The organism is Roseomonas sp. SRI_022 (assembly GCF_057586215.1).
The window spans coordinates 70,933-88,591 of sequence record NZ_JBYCZL010000014.1 but is presented as its reverse complement, the minus strand read 5'-3'; the positions used below and the strand labels follow the sequence as shown (position 1 = coordinate 88,591).

Below are 17,659 nucleotides of genomic sequence, written 5' to 3'. Positions count from 1 at the left end.
TCAGCGCGTGATTGTCGATGTGAGCGCGCCGCGCCCGAACAGGCTGGTCAGGCCGAGTGCCACGCCCACCAGCAGGATTTGCAGGACCGACACCGCGGCAATCGTCGGGTCGATCTCCATCATGATGTTGTCGAACATCTTCTTCGGCAGCGTCATCGACGCGCCGGACAGGAACATCGCCAGCACCAGCTCGTCGAAGGAGCTGATGAAAGACAGGAAGGCGGCGGAGACCAGGCTGGGGCGCAGCTGCGGCAGCGTCACGCGCCAGATCACGCGCGGCCACGGCGCGCCAAGGCCGGCGGCCGCCTGTTCCTGCGCCTCGTCGAAGTCACGCAGCCCGGCACCCACCAGGATGACGACGAAGGGCAGCGCCAACACGGTATGCGCCACTGCGACCCCGTACCACTCCCCGATCAGTTGCAGGCGAGAGAACACGCCATACAGGGAGATGGACAGGATGATGGTCGGCACGATGATCGGCGCCGCCGCCAGGCGATCGAGCACGCGCACGCCCGCCATGCGCGACCGCACCAGGAAGAAGGCCAGCGGTACGCCGAGCCCCATGGCGAGAACGGTGCAGAGGGCGGCCACCTTCACGCTGCGGATAGTCGCCTCGATCCAGCTCGGGTCATTGAGATAGCGCTCATACCACTGCCAGGAGAATCCCGGCGGCGGGAATTGCAGATACGCCGCCGAGGACAGCGAGATCGGGAACACCACCAGCAGCGGTAGCAGCAGGAAGGCGAAGATCAGCCCCGAGAAGGCGGCCAGGGCACACTTGCCGAGCGAAAGGCGTCTATGGCGTCGCAAGGCGCGCCCCCCGTGTCATGCGCCCGATCAGCGCATAGATGGCAAGCGTCGCCACCAGCAGTACGGTCGAAAGCGCGGCGGCGAAGGGCCAGTCCAGGAACTCCCGCACCTGCTGTTCAATCAGCATCGAAACCATGATCACGCGCCCGCCACCCAGCAGCGCCGGCGTGATGAAGAAGCCGAGCGACAACACGAAGACCAGCGCGCAGCCGGCTGAGACGCCCGTCAGCGACAGCGGCAGGGTGATGCGGAGGAAGGACCGCCAGGCCGGCGCGCCGAGGCCCTCCGCGGCGCGCGACAGATCAGGGTCGATCCGCAGCAACGACGCGTAGATCGGGAAGACCATGTAGGGCAGCAGCACATGCACCATGCCGATCAGCACGCCGCCAAGATTGTGCAGCAGCGGCAGCGGCGCGCTGATCACCCCCCAATCGAGCAGGGCGCGATTGACCACGCCGTTGCGGCCGAGCAGCACCAGCCATGCATAGGTACGGACGAGGACCGAGGTCCAGAACGGCAACAACAGCGCGAACATGGCGACCGCCACCCCGAGCCGGCCTGCGCGCGACATCCAGAATGCGACGGGATAGGCCAGTAGCAGGCAGATCACCATGACCAGGCCGGCGATCTTCACGCTCTCGAACAACACGGTGACGTAGAGCTCGTCGAGCGTCGCCTGCTCGAAATACTCCAGCGTCCCGCCCTCGACCGACATCGCAAGAAGCTGCAGCACTGGCCAGGCGAAGATGACACCGAGGAGGATCAACGCCGGCAGCGCCAGCATGAACAGGCCGGTCTCGCGCCGCCGCGCGATGATGCGGCGGCTATCCCCGTGGGACGACATGGACGTCCTCCGGCGCGAAGCCGACCGGGACCGTGTCGCCGTCCCGTGCCGGTGCGGGCGTGGACGGGCGGAGCGGCACGCGCGCCAGCACTTCGCCACCACCGTCCATGCGGACGCGCAACTTGGCGGACAGGCCGAGGAACACGGTGTCGATCACGGTGCCGCGGCCACGGCACGGCATGGCCTCCGCCTCGCTGCCCAGGCGCAGGGCCTCGGGTCGCAGCAGCAGCGTGACGGCGCCGGCCGCCGCCGTCACGGGCACCGTGCCGAAGCCGGGCACTGCCGCGCCCATGCCTTGAGCCGTTCCTTCCAGCAGGTTCGATTCACCCAGGAAGTCCGCGACGAAGCGCGTCGCCGGTCGGGCATAGAGATCGCCGGGCAGGCCGACCTGCTCCAGCCGCCCCTTTTCCATCACGGCGATGCGGTCCGACATGATCAGGGCTTCTTCCTGGTCATGCGTGATGAACAGCGTCGTCAGCCGCAGACGCCGCTGTAGGTTCCGCACTTCCAGCTGCAGCGATTCACGCAGCTTGCGATCCAGCGCGCCGAATGGTTCGTCGAGCAGCAACAGGCGAGGACCGAACACCACCGCGCGCGCTAGAGCGACGCGCTGCTGCTGCCCGCCCGAAAGCTGGCGCGGCAGCCGTTCGCCGAAGCCGTCCAATTCCACCAGGCGCAGTGCCTCCTGAACCCGCCGCGTGATTTCCTCACGCGGGCGACGGCGCATCTCCAGCGGAAAGGCGACGTTCTGCGACACCGTCATGTGCGGGAACAGCGCGTAGTTCTGGAACACCATGCCCACGTCGCGTCGCCGCGGCACGGTCAGGGTGATGTCCTGCCCACCGAGCAGCACCGCGCCTTCATCTGGAATCTCGAAGCCCGCGACGCACTTCAGCAGCGTCGTCTTGCCCGAACCCGATGGGCCGAGGATGGTCAGGAATTCGCCCTCGGCGACATCGAGGTCCACGCCGCCGAGTGCCGCGACGGCGCCGAAGCGCCGGACGAGGCCTTTCACTGAGAGATTCACGCGCTGGTCCTGTATCAGCTACGACGGAGCATCCAGCGGTTCCAGCGTTCCTGGGCGCGGGCGCCGTTCTCGGTCCACCAATCGAGGTCCGTCCAGAACTGCTTCGCCAGGTTCGCGGGTGCGACCGGCAGCATGGGGCGGATGTCCTCGGCCACGTAGTTGATCGTGTCGGGATGCAGTCCGGCATAGGACAATTCGGTCGCGTAGGCAGCCTGGAGTCGGGGATTGGTCAGCGTCTGGAAGAACTGCTGGCCCCAGTAAGCGTTGCGCGTGCCGCGCGGAATGCCCCAGGCGCTGGTCTTGAGCCCGCCGCCGGTGAAGTCCGTGGCGACAGGCGCGCCGCGCCGGGTCAGCTCGAAGAAGCGACCGTTCCAGCCGCTGGTGAGGACGACTTCGCGATCGATCAGCATCTGCGCCGGCTGCGCGCCAGTGCTCCACCACACCGCGATATGCGGGCGGATTTCATCGAGCTTGCGGAAGGCGCGATCCATGTCGAGCGGATAGAGTTTGTCCATCGCGACGCCATCGGCTTGCAGCGCGAATTCCAGATTGTCCACCGGATGGTTCCGGAGCGATCGTGCCCCGGGGAAGCGCCGCACATCCCAGAATTCCGCCCATCCCTTCGGCTGGCTGTCATTCGGGAAAACGTCGGTGCGATATCCCAGCGCGGTCGATGAGGTGGCGCCGACGAAGACATGCGACTGCCGCCCGATGGCAGGGTAACGCGACAGATCCACCACGGATGTGTCGATGGGCTCCAGCAGGTTGAGCTCCTTGGCGCGCGAGGCGTCCTGGCCGCCGATCTCGGTGACGGTCCATTCCGGATTGCCGCTGTTGACCATCGCGCGCAACTTCCCGAAATCGACTGGCGAGGTATCGACGATGCGGATGCCGTGCTCGCGTTCGAACTCCGAGAAATAGAAGCGCCGCAGGTTGTTCGACATGGCGCCGCCCGAGGCGTTGACGACGATGCGGTCGGGCTTCGGCGGCGTGGCGCCCTGGGCATAGGCGATGCGCGGCAGCCCGACGGCGGCGATGCCTCCGGCGGTGGTCAGGATGGCCCGACGGGTCGTTCGGATTGTCATGATTTCCTCCTTCGGTCGCTTTGCGTTCAGGCCAGAGCCGCTTGTCGCGGGCGCAACAGCGGCCGGCGGGTCGCGACGAATTCGGTGACGGCGTCGACATAGCGCAGCATCTCGGCATCGCCGACCGGCAGGCTGAGCGCGATCATGCCGCGGCGGGCGACGTAGATGCCGGCTTCCATCATGTCGAAGAAGAACAACTCGCGCAGATCATCCTCTGCCGCGCTCGGGACGGCGGGGCGATCGAGGCCGCGCGTGCGGAACTGGACGGTCATCAGTGAGCCGAGGCCGGTGAAGCACATCTCCACGCTCGCGGCGTCGCAGACGGCGTTGAGCCGCGCGCGAAGCCTCTCCCCGCGCGCGAACAGCGCATCGGCCGCCGCGGCGTCGAAGATCTCGCCCATGGCGACGACACCGCCCGCCATGGACAGGACATTGTTGTTGAAGGTGCCGGCATGGGAGAGGCTGCCGCCGAACTGGTCCATGATCTCCGCGCGGCCGCCGAAGGCGCCGAAGCTCATGCCGCCGGCGATATACTTGCCGAGCGTGGTCAGGTCCGGTGTCAGGCCCAGCCGCCGCTGCTGGCCGCCCGCTGACATGCGGGACGTCATCACCTCGTCGAAGATCAGCGGGATGCCGTAGCTTGCCGTCTCCTCGCGCAGGGCCGAGAGGAAGGGCCGCGTCGCCGGCAGACAGCCGCCGGAACCGAGCATGGGTTCGACGATCACGGCACCAAGCCGGTCCGCATGGTCGCGGATGGCGGATGCGGCACTGTCGATATCGTTGTAATCGGCGAGGACGGTCGGGATCGGCACGGCCGTCGCGCTCGTCGTCGTCAAGGGGAAGGTCAGGACGCTGCCATGATACCCGCCCCGGAAGGCCAAGATGGCCGGACGACCGGTGAAGGCGCGCGCGCCCATCACGGCTATCAGATTCGCTTCGGTACCGCTGTTGGTAAAGCGCACCCGATCCATCGACGGGAAGCGTTCGCACAGGATGGCCGCCAGCCGCTGTTCGGCCTGCCCGACGGCCGCGAGGTTCAACCCTTGTGCCAGCGCCTCACGCAACGCGGCGTGGATGCGTGGTTCGGTATGGCCGAACAACCCCGCGGTGTATTCGCCGCACAGGTCGAGATATTCGCGCCCATCGAGATCCCACAGGCGGCAGCCTTCGCCGCGCTTCATGGCGGTCGGGAAGGGCCCATAGGCCAGGACAGAGCGCGTGTTGCCACCAGGCAGGACCTGCGCCGCCAGCCGGCTTTGGGCGGCACTCGCCGGGCGCGCGGCGGCGTAGTGCGTGCGGGCTTCCGCCAGGGATGTCGGGAGGTCGCTGTTGCGCGCGGCAGCGAGGGCGACGCTCATCGGGTCGGGGCCGCCGCGGAATGGTCACGCTCATCCGCACGATCGAGAAATCTGCGATCCGTCACAGGATGTCCTTTTATGAAATCCCGAATTCAGTCATAGTGTGATCACAAAATTCCAGCCATGCAAGTCACCTCCGAGTCCACACCGATCTCTCTCGAGGAACAGGCCTTTCGCCGATTGCGACAGGCGTTGATGGAAGGCCTGTTCGCGCCCGGCCAGAAACTGTCCATCCGCCGGATCGCCGCGGCACTGGGCACCAGCCCGATGCCGGCGCGCACGGCCCTGCGGCGATTGGCCGCGGAACAGGCGGTGGACGTGCTGCCCAATGGCACGGCGATCGTGCCGCGAATGACGCGGGCGACGTTCCAGGAGCTTGGTGCTATCCGGGCGCAGCTCGAGCCTCTCGCCGTGCGGCTGGCTGCAGAGCGAATCGATGGCGATGGGCTGGAGGCACTGGCAGTCACGATCCGCAGCGGGGACGCGGCGCGCAGGGCGAACGATCCGGAAGGCGTGCTGCGTGCCGACCGCGACTTCCTTTTTACGCTCTACATGGCTGCTGCCACGCCGATGCTGCTCGGCATAATCGAGGCGTTGTGGTTGCGGCGGGGACCTCTATTCCGGGAGGCACGTTGGATGATCCTGGGCCGCGTGCCCACGGGGAACCATCACGGCGAGATACTCGATGCCCTGCGCGCCCGGGATGGCGCTGCCGCGGCAGTCGAGTTGAAAGCGGAAATAGAGGCTGCCACGGCCTATCTGCTTGACCGGATGGAGTTCGCAGATGATCCGGTCGCAGAGAACGGCATCGAAGGGTTGCGTCCCCTGAGCGACGCCAGTCCGAAGCGCCGCCGAAAGGCGTGAAGCATCGCCCACTCACAGTTGTTGGGTGTCCTGCGCCTTCGGTACAGAACAGAACTGGCTGCAGTCCTGTCCCAACTTCGGAGCTGAGTGTTCAAACAATGGCTGCTTCACAGTTCAGTGCGTCCGGAAGCCGACCTTGCGCTCTCGGCCAGATCCAGCCGGTCTTGTGACGGAAGCTGGGCGAGCAGCACCGCGCTGGGGTCGTCCTGATCGAGGACTCGTCGGCGGGAACGCAGCTGATCCAGGAGCTGAGCCGGGAGGGCTTCGCGCGGATCGAGGCGATCAAGGCCGACAAGGACAAGGTGATGCGGATGGCGGCGCAGACGCCGAGGATTGAGGCGGGGCGAGTCTATCTGCCGCGCGAGGCGCCATGGTTGCACGATTACCTGCACGAGATGGCGATGTTCCCCAAGGGCCGCCATGATGATCAAGTTGATGCGACCGCGCAGGCTTTAGCTCACATCGGCCAGCCGAACAGCGCGGACGCAACGATTGATTTCTTCCGCCTGATGTGGCTGAGGAACTTCGGCCTCACGCCGGAGGACCTGGAAATTGTTTTTGATCACACCAGCGATTCGGCCAAATTCACGGTGAGGAGCGGGCGCAAGATCTGGCGCGAACGTGACGGATTCTTTCACGCCACACAGGATGAGTGGAACGAACTCAAGCATCACGTCGGCATCACGCTGATCGAGGATCAACGCGAACAAAGCTAGGCTCAGGACGCACTGATTGAGCCAGAAGGTGACGGTGGCGGCGAGGGTGATGGCGGAGAAGAACGTGTGTGCGCAGCGATCGTAGCGCGGGGCCATGCGGCGCCAGTCTTTGAGCCTGCCGAACATGACCTCGATACGGTGGCGCGGGCGGTAGAGCAACGCGTCGTGGGGGATTGGCACCTTCCGGCTGCGCGTCGGTGGAATGCAGGGTGCGATGCCGCGGGTGATCAGTGCGTCGCGGAAGCGGGCGCTGTCGTAGCCACGATCGGCAATCAGTTCGCGTGCCCCGGCTGGGAACTGCGGCAGCATCAGAGCGGCACCGCGGTGATCACTGGCCTGGCCTTCGGTGAGGAGGAGCACGACGGGCCGGCCTTGCCCGTTGCAAGCGGCATGGAGTTCGGTGTTCAGGCCGCCCTTGGTGCAGCCGATACAACGGGGAAGAATCCTCTTTGGAGCAGGCTGGCGGCGGTGCGATGCGGCTTGAGGTGCGTGCTATTGATTATAAGTCGCGCGGGCGGACCGCCCTCGGCGGCAAGAGCGGCGAAGATCCGGTCGAAGACACCCATCCGGCTCCAGCGGACGAAGCGGTTGTAGAGGGTCTTGGGCGGACCGTAGGCGGTGGGAGCATCGCGCCACTGAAGGCCATGCCGGATGACGTAGATGATCCCACTGAGCACCCGCCGGTCATCCACCCGCGGCATGCCATGCGAGAGTGGGAAGTGCGGCGAAAGCCGTAGCATCTGGGCAGTGGAAAGCAGAAACGGCGGCGTGGGCATGGGGGGCACCTCCACCACACCCAGAATCACGCCCCGCCGCGTCGCTCCAGGCAATTAATGGGTCCTGAAGCTAGAGCGCTTTCTGTTTACTCGAACGCATATCCTGAGTTGGCGAGGTAGTTTCGGCACTCGGGTTCGGTGAAGGTGTTGAGCAGGCTGCCGATGGTGGACCAGAGCGCATCGCGTGTCCTGGCGCCGGCCCTTCGGAGCCCTGCCTTGAGCTTCGCGAAGGCCTGCTCGATCGGATTGAGGTCGGCCGAATAGGCAGGCAGGTGCATGAGGCTGGCCTTGGCAGCGCGGATCGCCTCTCGCACGCCGGCGACCTTGTGGGCGGCGAGATTGTCCATCACCACGACGTCGCCAGGTGCAAGGGTGGGAACGAGGAACTGCTCGACATAGGCCCGAAAAGCCTCGCCCGTCATGGGCCCGTCGAGCACGAGGGGAGCGACGAAGCCGGTGCTGCGCAGTCCGGCCACGAAGGTGGTGGTGCGCCAATGGCCATGCGGTGCTGCATCCACCAGGCGTTCGCCGCGCGGTCCCCAGCCGTAGCGACGCACCATGTTCGTGCTGGCGCCGGTCTCGTCGAGGAATACGAAGCGCTCGGGGTCCATGTAGCGCTGCCACACCCGCCACTGGCGACGGTCGGCGGCGACATCCGGCCGGTCCTGCTCGGTAGCCCTCAGCGACTTTTTTTGTGCCGCAGCCCCAGCCGGCGCAGCGTCGACCAGATCGTCGTCAACGAACCCGTCTCGATGCCACGCTTGGTCAGCTCCGCCTGGATCTCCGCCAGCGCAATGCCAGGCCGGGCTGTGGTCAGGTTGCGCAGCAGATCTCCGTGCTCCGCCAATAGCGGCTTGCGGTAGCCGCCGATCTTGGCGGGCGCAGCACTGCCGGTTTCGCGCACCCGCCGCACCAGCTTGATCGCCGCCGAGGCACTCACCTCGAACCGCCGTGCCGCCTCACGCGCCGAACTACCTGCATCCACCGCACGGATCAGCCGGCGACGCAGATCCCCCGACAACGGTGCCGTCATCATCACCTCGATGCTCCATCACCAGCGTCGAATCAGAACCCGCGAATCTGTGCAACCTCAAAATGCTCTAGCGCACGCGCGTGACGCCCGGTATGCCGTTCATCGCCGTCTCGATCGGGAAGGAGACGAGCAGTTCGACCTCCTCGGGCGCGAGGCCCTTCGCCTCGCCATCAGCGTGACAACCGGCTTGTTGAGGTCCGGGAAGACATCCGCCGGCAAGCGCGGCAGCGTGAGCGAGCCATAGATGACGACGATCGCGGCGGCTGCCAGAACGAGTAGCCGGTTGCGCAGGCTGGCGGAGACCAGCGCGCTGAACATGCTCAGCGCACCTGAGCGATCAGGATGGCGGCTTCGGTGACAACGCGCGCGCCGCGTTCCAGGCGGGCCGTCACCAGGACGTGGCGCCCATCGAGGGGCTGCACGCGCACCGGCCGCGAGACGAAATGCTCCGCGCCCGGCATCTCAAACACCACCTACGGTCCGTCGGCGCTGCGCACCACGGCTTCGGCCGGCAGCACGATGCCGCCGGCGCGGCGACGATGGGCATGATCATCACCGCCTGCGGGATCATTGTCGCCGGCAGCGAGAACAGCAGCCCCGATGGATCGAGTATGTCCGAGCGCGGCAGCAACAGATAGATTAGCGGCCCGCAGAGTACCGGCGGCAGGCCCATCAACGCGTTCAGTGCCACGATGACCGCGCCGAGCCCCGGGGAGCGCGCAACTTCCAGCAAGGCGCGGAGCGGAGGGCCGATCAACGCGGTGAGGCTGACCTGCAGCGGCAGCAGCACGATGCACGGTAGCGGCGGTGACCCCTGACAGCCGCCGATGGCAGCCGGGAGGGCGCTGCCGACGTCACCCATCACGGCGTCAGTCTACCCGCGCACCACTGACGCGGATGATCTCTGCGTAGCGTTCGCGCTCGCTCCGCAAGAAGGCGCCAAATTCCTGCGGCGTCATCGACAGCGGCTCCGCGCCCATCTGTTGGAACTGTGCGAGCACCGTCGGGTCCGCGACCATGGCGCGCATGATGGCGTTCAGCCGCGCGACGATGGGCTGCGACGTCCCGAGCGGCGCGGTAACGCCGAACCAGGAGGTGACGTCGTAGTCCGGCACCCCAGCCTCGATCATGCTGGGCAGTTCCGGGATGAAGCGGGACCGCTCGCGGCTGGTGACGGCGAGCGCGCGCACCGCCCCGCTGCGTACATGCGGCAGGATCTGCGGCAGGTTGTCGAAGGCGATCTGCACGCGCCCGCTGAGTAGGTCCGTCAGCATCGCCGCGCCGCCGCGATAGGGCACGTGCACGATGTCCACCCCGGCGCGCATCTTGAACAGCTCGCCCGCCAGATGGACCGACCCGCCGGCGCCCGCCGAGCCGAAATTCAACTGCCCTGGCTGGGCGCGGGCCAGGGCGACCAGCTCCGCGACGCTGGCCGCGGGCACGGAAGGATGCACGACCGCGATGCTGCCGATGGTGGCGAAGGCGCCGACCGGCGCGACATCACTGATGCCGTCATAGCCGGGGCTGGGGAATAGGATCGGGCCGGTCACGTGGGTGGAGGGCGCGGCGAAGGCCAGGGTATAGCCATCCGGCGCGGATCGCACCGCACCCTGGGTGCCGACCGTGCCGCCGGCGCCGCCGCGATTCTCCACCACCACGGGCTGGCCGAGTTCCGCCTGGAAGCGCTGCGCGACCAGGCGGCCATTCACGTCGGTCAGCCCACCCGGCGGGAAGGCGATCACCATGCGGATAGCGCGGCTCGGCCAGGGACCGTCCTGCGCCAGGGCGGGCGCGGCGACCAGCCCGGCCGGCAGCAGGGCAAGGCGGCGGCGATCGATGGTCATGGCGCGGCATTCCCGGACAGGTGTTGAAGCCATCGCATGTCGTCCGGTGCCATGAAAGCACAAGCCCGGCGCGGCGCGGGCGCGCTATCCGGGCTGGCCGCCGATCACCACCGGGCGCGCCGGATCCGCCGCCCAGGCCGACCAGGATCCGGGGAACATCGCCGCGCTGAGCCCGATGGAGGCCAGCGCCGCGACGCCATGCGCCGCCGAGATGCCAGCGCCGCAGGTCACGCCAAGCGGCCGCGTGCCATCCGCGCCAAGCGCGGCAAAAAGATGCCGCAGCGTCTCGGCATCGAGGAAGGTGCCGGTCTCGGTCAACGCATCCGCGGCCGGGGCGCTGACCGATCCGGGGATATGGCCGCGCCGCACTTGGCCCGCCGCGACAGCGCCGCCGATGTAGTTGCCGCGGATGCGCGTATCGAGCAGCACGCCGTCGCGCGCCATCGCCGCAGCGGCATCCGCATCCAGCACCGGCATATGGCCGGGCGAGAGCACCACACCGCCCGGCGCCGGCGTACCAGGCGCGGTGACGACCGGATGGCCCCCGCCTTGCCAGGCCGGAAAACCGCCATCGAGCATCAGGACATCCGTCAACCCCGCCCACCGCAGCACCCACCAGCCGCGCGCCGCGGTCAGGCAGCGGTCATGGTCGTAGAGCACCACCGTCCGGCCTTCCGTCAGCCCCCAGCGGCGTGCATCGCGCTGCAGGTCGGCGATGGCGGGCAGCGGGCGGCTGCCGCGCGCGCCGCCGCCGGGGGAGGCCAGCTCGCTTGGCAGGTCGATGTCCACGGCGCCGGGAATGCGCGGTGCCGCGGCGAATCCCCCCAGCGCCTCCGGCCCCTGGTTACGCACGGCGAGGATCGTGGGCGCCGCGGCCTCCGCCAGGCGGCGCGCCAGGGCGGCGGCGGTGATGAAGACCGTCTCGCGCAGAGCCATGGTTATGGAACCTCCTTAGCCCGCGAAAGACTACACGGCCCGTTGGTCGAGGGTGATAGACCGTGGCCGCGCGCAAGGCCACGGGCTATCCGCGCCGAGCGAGCCGCTGGCCCTCCGCACGGGCTCTTGCTTTGCTGCGGCCGATGCCGGCCAAAGGGGAGCCCGCCATGCCCGCCGCCTACGCCATCACCTTCTTCTATTACGATGACCTCGCTGCGGCGGCCTCCTTCTATGAGAAGGTGATGGGCTTCGAGTTGGTTCTCGACCAGACCATGGCGCGGATCTACCGCATCGTCGGCGGCAGCTATTTCGGCATCGTGGACGGTCATCGCGGCCATCTGCGCCACCAGCCCAGCAACGCCGTGCTGCTAACCATCGTCGACGAGGATGTCGCGGGCTGGCATGCGCGCATGCGTGCCGCCGCCGTCGCGAAGCTAACGGAGATCCAGCGTGGCACCTATTGCGAGCATTTCTTCTTCGAGGATCCGGCCGGCTATGCGATCGAGGTGCAGCGATTCCACAACCCCGATGTCGCGCGGCTGTTCGGCGCCTTGTAGCGGCCGCCGCGCCGTGGAAGGCATCAGCCGCGGTGCAGGCGGGCAGCCCTCCCTGCGCAGCAGCACATGCAGTCGCCGGTAGCCGCAGCCCACCCGGCTAGCCGCCAGGTCCCGCAGCCGGACGCGCAATTCGGTCTGCGCATCCCGCCGCGCGCGGTAGCGCTGTGACGACCAATGGAATCCCGTGGCATGGCTGGCCCACCGCTCGCCGACCGCGTAGGCGCCCTGCAGGTGGCGTACCACGTCGCGGCACCCGGCCGGCCTCACCACTTTCGCCGCAGCACGTCCGGCAACATCATCTTGTCGAGCGTCAGATCCGCCGCCAGCCGCTTGAGCCTGGCATTCTCCTCCTCGAGCTGCTTCAGCCGCCGGATCCCCGCCACGTCCATCCCGGCGAACTGCTTCTTCCAGCTGTAGAAGGTCGGCTCGGACACCCCGAACTTGCGGCAGATCTCCTCCACCGCCGTGCCGCTCTCCGCCTGCCGCAGCGCGAAGGCGATCTGCTCCTCCGTGTACCGCTGCCGCTTCATGGCACCCTCCCTCCTCGGTCAGAGCACCCGAAAAAGTTGCTCTCCAGGTGGGCCAGTTTTCGGAGTCAGGAGCAAGCCAGCCCTCGAGCAGGGCTGAGGGTGACTGGCATCGCTTGGCCGCGCGCAACTCCCTCGGGATCAGACGCTCGCGCTGTGCTGGTCGCGACGCTTGGCGTAGAATGGATCGGGTCGCAACGCGGCCGACCGCGAACACATCGGCCGGCGATAGACTCTCGTGGTGGGTGGTCTAGGAGGCTGTCTCGCCTCACAATCCGCATCGCGGCTCCGCTAGACCGCGAACCCCGAGGCCCTCGATCGCGAAGAGCCCGCCTGCATTTTCCGCCGGATCCTCGAAGCGCACGCTCCGGGAGATGGAGGTCACGTAGAGCACGTCCATATCTGGTCCGCCGAAAGAGACGCTCGTCGGATAGCGTACGGGGAAGTCGATCCGCGTGACGATACGGCCCGCCGAGTCGAAGCGCACTATGGTGCTCGTGCGGATCAGGCAGGACCAGACATGCCCTTCGGCATCCACCGTCGCTCCGTCCGGCGCGGTGCCCAGATCACGCAGATCGGCGAAGATGCGCCGGTTGGTCGGCGTGCCCGTGACGGTGTCGTAGTCGAAGGCCCAGATCGTCTGCCGCGTGCTGTCGGCGAAATAGAGCGTGCGTCCATCTGGGCTGAAACAGGGACCGTTGGAGGTGGCGATGTCCTCCACGAGCTGCGTCGCCGTACCATCCGGGTTCAGCCGGAACAGCCCGCCGATCACGGGCTCGTCCTCCGCGCGATGCAGATGCATCGTGCCGGCCAGGAAGCGCCCTTGCCGGTCCGTCTTGCCGTCGTTCAGCCGGACATTGGGGTTGTCGAGGCCGAGCGGCGCGAAGGGCGTCGTCGCGCCGGTCGCGAAGTCATGGCGGTGGAAGCCGTCCTGCAGCGACAGGATCGCACCGCCGCTGCGGCACAGCGACATCGACCCGATCGGCGCGGGGACGGCATAGTCCTGCCGCTCGCCGCTGACTGGATCCAGCCGACGGACTATGCCACCGAGTGAATCGATCCAGAACAGGCGGCGCGTCTCGGCATCCCAGAGCGGGCCTTCGCCGAGGCGATCTTTCGTCGTGCCGATGCGGGTGATGCGCATCAGTCGAGCCGCAGGCTGATCGAGCGGATCAGCGTGCCCCAGCTCTCGCGTTCGCTGTCGATCATGCTGCGGAACTCGTCGGGATTGTTGCCGACCAGGTCGGCACCCTGCGCGGCAAACTGGTTGACCAGCGCCTCGGCCTTCTGCGCGCGGTGGATGGCGTCGATTTGCCGCGTGAGGACTGCCTGCGGCGTGCCCTTCGGCGCGAAGACGCCATACCAGTAGGAGATGGCGATACTGCCATAGCCCAGCTCGGAGAGCGGCCGCACGCCCGGCAGCATCGGCACCTCATGATCCGCCGTGATGCCGAGCGCCTTGATCCGCCCCGCGGCGACCATCTCCGCATGCGCCGGCACGCCGTCGAAGGCGAGCTTGATGTCACCGGCCATCAGCAGCTGCTGCATGCCGAGCGAGCCGCGATAGGACACGTCCGACATGCGGATGCCGGTGACCTGCTTCATCCGCTCACCGCAAAGATGGCCGATCGCGCCGGCATTCGCACCGTAGAGGATCGGCTGCGGCTGTGCATTCGCCCAAGCGATCAGCTCGGGGATGTTGTCCGGCGCGTCCTTACTGGCGTAGAGCACCATATGCGCCCGCATCGCCATGGTCATCGGCTCGAACTGATCGAGCCGCACCGGCGGCGTCGCGTAGAGATTCGGCAGCGTGGCGAAGGTGGAGGAGGAGGTGAGCAGCAGCGTCTCCCCATCCGGCCGCTGCTGCGCGACATGCAGCGCGGCAATGACGGTGTTGCCGCCGCTGCGATTATCCACCACCACCGGGACGTCCAGGATCGGCTGCATGGCCGCGGCCAGGCGGCGGGCGAGGATGTCTGGCTCGCTGCCGCCATTGAACGGCACGACGATGCGGAGAGGCCGGCCCTGCGCATGGGCGCGGCTGGCAAGTCCTAGCACGAAGGGCGCGGCCAGCAGGCTGCGACGGGTGGCGTGGCTCATCGTCTTCGTTTCCTCTGTCGTCGTTCAGTGCGATGCGCGGAAGGCGACTAGCGCATCCAGCGCGCAGGCACCCGTCTCCCGCACCAGGAAGGGATTGACCTCGACGCTGTCGATCTCGTCGCGATGCGCGGCGGCGAAGCGCGACAGAGCACAGAGCGCCTCGACCAGTGCGGCGCGGTCGAGCGCCGGGCCACCGCGCCAGCCCTTGAGCAGCGCCGCGCCGCGCGAGGTGTCGACCAGCGCCTCGGCGCGCTGCGGCGTTAGCGGCGCGGAGGCGAAGGCGACGTCGCGGAACAGCTCCACCGCGACGCCACCGAGCCCGAACATGACCATCGGCCCGAAGATCGGATCGGTGAGCGTGCCGATGATGGTCTCGACGCCGCCGCGCATCATCGGCGCGACCAGCACGCCGTCGAGCCGCGCATCCGGGCGCGCCGCCTTCGCGCGTTGCATCAGTGTGGCGAAGCCCGTCGTCACCGACCCGGCATCTGCGAGGTTCAGCAGCACGCCGCCGACCTCCGTCTTGTGGTGGATGCTGTCCGAGAGGATCTTCATCACGACCGGATAGCCGAGCCGGTCCGCCGCCGCCGCGGCGTCCTTGGCGGTGCTGCAGGCCTGTTCGGGCAGCACCGGAACGCCGGCGGCCGCGATCAGCGCCTTGGCCTGCGCCTCATTCGCGATAGCCATGCCGAGCGGCGCAGCCGGCGCGATGGCCGGCACTGGCTGCGCTCCCGCCTGAAGCCGCCGCAGCCGCGCAGCCCCCGCGACCGCGCGCACCGCGCGGGTGGGGTCCTCGAAGACCGGCACACCTTCGGCTTCGAGGCGCAGCCGCACCTCGTCGATATGCGTCATGACCGCGACCACGGTGCGGTCGGGCTGGTTGCGGCGCAGGGCGAGGAAGGCGCCCTCGATCTTCGGGAAGCGCCGCAAGTCCCGCCCGAGATGCGCGAGGTAGAAGAACATCGCGCCGAGATCGGCCCCGCCCATCATGGATTGGCTGATCGTCTCGACCACATGCAGCCGGCCGGCGAGCTGCGCCGTGGTGTCGATCGGGTTTCGCCCGCCCGCCATGGGCTGCGCGGCGCGGATCGTGGCGAGCGCATCCGCTGAGAGCGGCGGCACGGCAAGCCCGGCCTCGATGCAGGCATCAGCCATCAGCACGCCGATCCCGCCCGAGACGCTAACGATCCCGGCGCTCGCGACCGGCGGCAGCGGCGCGATGGAGCAGACATAGGCGGCGTCGAGCATCTCCTCGATGGAGTAGACGCGCAGCGCGCCGCATTCGCGGAACACCGTGTCGATGACGCGGTCCTCGCCGGCGAGGGAGCCGGTATGCGTCGCGGCGGCGGCCGCGCCGACCTCGGTGCTGCCGACCTTCATGATGATGACCGGCTTGCGCGCGGCGGCGGCCTTCAGCAGCGCGCGGCGCAGCCCTTCGCCATTGCTGCAGCCTTCCAGCGAGGCGCAGATGACGCGCGTGCCGGGATCTTCCACCAGGTAGTCGATCGCCTCCGCGACATCGATGTCCACCTCATTGCCGGTGGCGATGGCGCGGCTGATGCCGATGCCGCGGAAGCCCGCGACGGCGTAGATGTGGGAGCCATAGGCGCCGGACTGAGTCGCCACGCCGACGCTGCCAGGCGGGGGCTTGGCCGTCGCGAGCAGGCTCGAGAAGGTACCGAAGAAGCCGTCCGGCGGGGAAATGCTGCCGAGGCAGTTCGGCCCCGTCAGCCGGATGCCGAGCGCGCGCGCCTGCTCGGCAAGCCGGGCCTGCATCGCGACGCCCTCGCCACCTTCCTCCGCGAAGCCGGAGGAGAGCACCTGCACATGCTTCACACCCTTGGCCGCGCAATCGTCGATCGCCTTGCCCACCAGCGGTGCGGGCAGCAGGATCAGCGCGCTGTCGGGCGTCTCCGGCAGGTCGGCGACGCTGCGCCAGGCCGGCAGACCCTGCACCTCGGTCGCGCTGACATTGATCGGGTAGATGCGCCCCTGATAGCCGAGCTCCTTCAGATGCAGCAGCGTGCGACCGCCGAGCTTCTCCGGGTCGCCCGAAGCGCCGACCACGGCGACGGAACGCGGCCTGAACATCTTCTCCAGAGGATGCATCGGGATGCCCTCACGCCGCGGCGGCGAGCAGGCGCTGCGCCTGCACGCTGCGGTCGCCATACTCGAACTCTGCCATCATGATCCGCCGTGCGAGGCGGATCGCCTGCAGCCCCTCGGTCATGCCCATGCCGCCATGGCACTGGATGGTGGATTGCGCGATGAAGCGGCCGGCCTCGCCCAGGCGCAGCTTGGCGAAGGCGATGTCGCGCCAGGCCTCGGGCGAACCCGCCGCCGCGCTGCGTAGCGCATGGGTGACGATGCCGCGCAGGTTCTCGTATTCGACATACATCTCCGCGACGCGGTGGCGCAGCGCCTGGTGCGTCGCGAGCGGTACGCCAAACTGCACGCGGTTCAGCAGGTAGTCGATGGTCTGCTCCAGCAGCGCGCCGGCGGCGGAGACGGATTCTACACAGGTCAGCAGCGCGCCGATGTCGCGCGCCTCGGCCGCGCGGCGCGCGACGGCATCGCCGCGTGCGACGAGCTCTACGGCGACGCTGGTGAAGCGCCAATCGGCCGAAGGCCGGCCATCGATGCGCTGATAGCGCGCGACGGCGACGCCAGCGGCATCGGCACGGACCAGCAGCAGCGCGTCATCGACGACGACCAGCGCATGTGTCGGATCGGGCGGCGTCTCGATGCCGACCGCAGCACCGGTCAGCCGGCCATCGGCGAAGCGTAGCGCCTCGGCTTCGTCGTCACGCGCCGCTTCGGCCGAGATCAGCGCGATGCGGAAGCGGCCTTCCGCCAGGGCGGACAGTAGTTCGGGATGCTCGGCCAGCAGATGCGGCAGTACGCCGCAGGATGTCGCGACCGGCAGGGCAAGCCCGCCGCGCCCGGCACCACCGACCAGCGCGGCGAGGTCAGAGAGATCCCCACCCGCGCCGCCGGCTTCGTCGGGAATCGCCGTGGTGATCCAGCCGAGCTCGGCAATGGCATCCCAATGCCGCCGCAGGCAGGCCGCCTGATCCGCGGCATCGGCGAGCTGCGCGAGCTCGCCATCGGCTTCGAGGCCGATCTTGCAGGCCTGGTCGAAGGCGTCGCCGCCGATGATGGGTTTCGCTGTGAAGGGCATG

The 17,659-nt window shown here is 68.1% G+C and carries 17 protein-coding genes and 2 pseudogenes; 3 read left to right on the top strand and 16 right to left on the bottom strand.

Translation table 11 applies throughout. The annotated features are described in order from the left end of the window. Genes AC2YHJ_RS15635 through AC2YHJ_RS15615 form a run of 5 tightly spaced genes read right to left on the bottom strand, consistent with a single transcriptional unit; the run spans position 1 to position 5,124 of the window. Positions 1-810, bottom strand: coding sequence for an ABC transporter permease (locus AC2YHJ_RS15635; protein WP_487397002.1), 810 nt, complete (start codon positions 808-810; stop codon positions 1-3). After that, positions 797-1,654 carry an ABC transporter permease gene (locus AC2YHJ_RS15630; protein ID WP_487397001.1) on the bottom strand — a complete coding sequence of 286 codons (858 nt, stop codon included), beginning with the start codon at positions 1,652-1,654 and terminating at the stop codon, positions 797-799. Before AC2YHJ_RS15630 ends, AC2YHJ_RS15635 begins: the two co-directional genes overlap by 14 nt. Continuing rightward, positions 1,635-2,669 carry an ABC transporter ATP-binding protein gene (locus tag AC2YHJ_RS15625; RefSeq protein ID WP_487397000.1) on the bottom strand — a complete coding sequence of 345 codons (1,035 nt, stop codon included), beginning with the start codon at positions 2,667-2,669 and terminating at the stop codon, positions 1,635-1,637. The genes AC2YHJ_RS15630 and AC2YHJ_RS15625 overlap by 20 nt, the downstream gene beginning before the upstream one ends. Positions 2,670-2,695: 26 nt before the next feature. Then, on the bottom strand, positions 2,696-3,766 hold the full coding sequence (locus AC2YHJ_RS15620; RefSeq protein WP_487396999.1) for an ABC transporter substrate-binding protein: 1,071 nt from the start codon (positions 3,764-3,766) through the stop codon (positions 2,696-2,698). Between the two features lie 26 nt (positions 3,767-3,792). Then, positions 3,793-5,124 (bottom strand): aspartate aminotransferase family protein, encoded by a 1,332-nt coding sequence (locus tag AC2YHJ_RS15615; RefSeq protein ID WP_487396998.1) that lies wholly within the window; start codon positions 5,122-5,124, stop codon positions 3,793-3,795. Between the two features lie 123 nt (positions 5,125-5,247). Between AC2YHJ_RS15615 and AC2YHJ_RS15610 the strand changes: the two genes are divergently transcribed. Together AC2YHJ_RS15610 and terL are read left to right on the top strand one after the other, a co-directional pair. Next, entirely contained in the window at positions 5,248-5,988 is a 741-nt protein-coding gene (locus tag AC2YHJ_RS15610) for a GntR family transcriptional regulator (protein WP_487396997.1), read from the top strand. Positions 5,989-6,164: 176 nt separating this feature from the next. Beyond that, positions 6,165-6,704 (top strand): phage terminase large subunit, encoded by a 540-nt coding sequence (terL, locus tag AC2YHJ_RS15605; RefSeq protein ID WP_487397065.1) that lies wholly within the window; start codon positions 6,165-6,167, stop codon positions 6,702-6,704. A gap of 18 nt (positions 6,705-6,722) precedes the next feature. Here terL and AC2YHJ_RS15600 read toward each other — a convergent pair. From AC2YHJ_RS15600 to AC2YHJ_RS15575, 6 genes and pseudogenes are all read right to left on the bottom strand, one after another. Beyond that, positions 6,723-7,480 (bottom strand): annotated as a pseudogene (locus AC2YHJ_RS15600) (IS5 family transposase); the annotation flags it as partial. An 86-nt stretch (positions 7,481-7,566) separates the two neighbouring features. Beyond that, positions 7,567-8,513, bottom strand: a protein-coding gene (locus AC2YHJ_RS15595) for an IS630 family transposase (RefSeq protein ID WP_487397064.1) whose coding sequence is annotated in 2 segments (ribosomal slippage) — positions 7,567-8,178 and positions 8,181-8,513 — 945 coding nt in all. Because the reading frame shifts where the segments join, the coding sequence is not laid out codon by codon here. A 99-nt stretch (positions 8,514-8,612) separates the two neighbouring features. Continuing rightward, positions 8,613-8,831 (bottom strand): hypothetical protein, encoded by a 219-nt coding sequence (locus AC2YHJ_RS15590; protein WP_487396996.1) that lies wholly within the window; start codon positions 8,829-8,831, stop codon positions 8,613-8,615. Between the two features lie 2 nt (positions 8,832-8,833). Continuing rightward, positions 8,834-8,983 (bottom strand): hypothetical protein, encoded by a 150-nt coding sequence (locus AC2YHJ_RS15585; RefSeq protein WP_487396995.1) that lies wholly within the window; start codon positions 8,981-8,983, stop codon positions 8,834-8,836. A 399-nt stretch (positions 8,984-9,382) separates the two neighbouring features. Continuing rightward, a complete protein-coding gene (locus AC2YHJ_RS15580) occupies positions 9,383-10,357 on the bottom strand; it encodes a Bug family tripartite tricarboxylate transporter substrate binding protein (protein WP_487396994.1) in 975 nt (324 codons plus the stop codon). 84 nt (positions 10,358-10,441) lie between these two features. Beyond that, the gene (locus AC2YHJ_RS15575) at positions 10,442-11,293 is read right to left on the bottom strand and encodes a sulfurtransferase (protein ID WP_487396993.1); all 852 of its coding nucleotides are present in this window, start codon (positions 11,291-11,293) and stop codon (positions 10,442-10,444) included. Between the two features lie 167 nt (positions 11,294-11,460). On the opposite strand from AC2YHJ_RS15575, the gene AC2YHJ_RS15570 reads away from it, so the two are divergent. Further along, a complete protein-coding gene (locus AC2YHJ_RS15570; protein WP_487396992.1) occupies positions 11,461-11,850 on the top strand; it encodes a VOC family protein in 390 nt (129 codons plus the stop codon). Between the two features lie 45 nt (positions 11,851-11,895). Here AC2YHJ_RS15570 and AC2YHJ_RS15565 read toward each other — a convergent pair. The 5 genes and pseudogenes from AC2YHJ_RS15565 to AC2YHJ_RS15545 form a co-directional block, all read right to left on the bottom strand. After that, positions 11,896-12,380: pseudogene (locus AC2YHJ_RS15565) on the bottom strand (transposase); the annotation flags it as partial. 265 nt (positions 12,381-12,645) lie between these two features. Next, a complete protein-coding gene (locus AC2YHJ_RS15560; protein WP_487396991.1) occupies positions 12,646-13,521 on the bottom strand; it encodes an SMP-30/gluconolactonase/LRE family protein in 876 nt (291 codons plus the stop codon). Next, positions 13,521-14,477, bottom strand: coding sequence for a Bug family tripartite tricarboxylate transporter substrate binding protein (locus AC2YHJ_RS15555; protein WP_487396990.1), 957 nt, complete (start codon positions 14,475-14,477; stop codon positions 13,521-13,523). The genes AC2YHJ_RS15560 and AC2YHJ_RS15555 overlap by 1 nt, the downstream gene beginning before the upstream one ends. A gap of 24 nt (positions 14,478-14,501) precedes the next feature. Further along, positions 14,502-16,568 carry an acetate--CoA ligase family protein gene (locus AC2YHJ_RS15550; RefSeq protein WP_487396989.1) on the bottom strand — a complete coding sequence of 689 codons (2,067 nt, stop codon included), beginning with the start codon at positions 16,566-16,568 and terminating at the stop codon, positions 14,502-14,504. Positions 16,569-16,596: 28 nt separating this feature from the next. Next, on the bottom strand, positions 16,597-17,658 hold the full coding sequence (locus AC2YHJ_RS15545) for an acyl-CoA dehydrogenase family protein (RefSeq protein WP_487396988.1): 1,062 nt from the start codon (positions 17,656-17,658) through the stop codon (positions 16,597-16,599). Position 17,659 lies beyond the last annotated feature (1 nt).

What these genes read in the sequence shown, in the direction of transcription:
- AC2YHJ_RS15580 (WP_487396994.1), bottom strand. Translation starts at nt 10,357, where the DNA reads ATGACCATCGATCGCCGCCGCCTTGCCCTGCTGCCGGCCGGGCTGGTC.
- AC2YHJ_RS15620 (WP_487396999.1), bottom strand. Translation starts at nt 3,766, where the DNA reads ATGACAATCCGAACGACCCGTCGGGCCATCCTGACCACCGCCGGAGGC.
- AC2YHJ_RS15630 (WP_487397001.1), bottom strand. Translation starts at nt 1,654, where the DNA reads ATGTCGTCCCACGGGGATAGCCGCCGCATCATCGCGCGGCGGCGCGAG.
- AC2YHJ_RS15575 (WP_487396993.1), bottom strand. Translation starts at nt 11,293, where the DNA reads ATGGCTCTGCGCGAGACGGTCTTCATCACCGCCGCCGCCCTGGCGCGC.
- AC2YHJ_RS15560 (WP_487396991.1), bottom strand. Translation starts at nt 13,521, where the DNA reads ATGCGCATCACCCGCATCGGCACGACGAAAGATCGCCTCGGCGAAGGC.
- AC2YHJ_RS15550 (WP_487396989.1), bottom strand. Translation starts at nt 16,568, where the DNA reads ATGTTCAGGCCGCGTTCCGTCGCCGTGGTCGGCGCTTCGGGCGACCCG.
- AC2YHJ_RS15615 (WP_487396998.1), bottom strand. Translation starts at nt 5,124, where the DNA reads ATGAGCGTCGCCCTCGCTGCCGCGCGCAACAGCGACCTCCCGACATCC.
- AC2YHJ_RS15555 (WP_487396990.1), bottom strand. Translation starts at nt 14,477, where the DNA reads ATGAGCCACGCCACCCGTCGCAGCCTGCTGGCCGCGCCCTTCGTGCTA.
- AC2YHJ_RS15590 (WP_487396996.1), bottom strand. Translation starts at nt 8,831, where the DNA reads ATGTTCAGCGCGCTGGTCTCCGCCAGCCTGCGCAACCGGCTACTCGTT.
- AC2YHJ_RS15610 (WP_487396997.1), top strand. Translation starts at nt 5,248, where the DNA reads ATGCAAGTCACCTCCGAGTCCACACCGATCTCTCTCGAGGAACAGGCC.
- AC2YHJ_RS15570 (WP_487396992.1), top strand. Translation starts at nt 11,461, where the DNA reads ATGCCCGCCGCCTACGCCATCACCTTCTTCTATTACGATGACCTCGCT.
- AC2YHJ_RS15545 (WP_487396988.1), bottom strand. Translation starts at nt 17,658, where the DNA reads ATGCCCTTCACAGCGAAACCCATCATCGGCGGCGACGCCTTCGACCAG.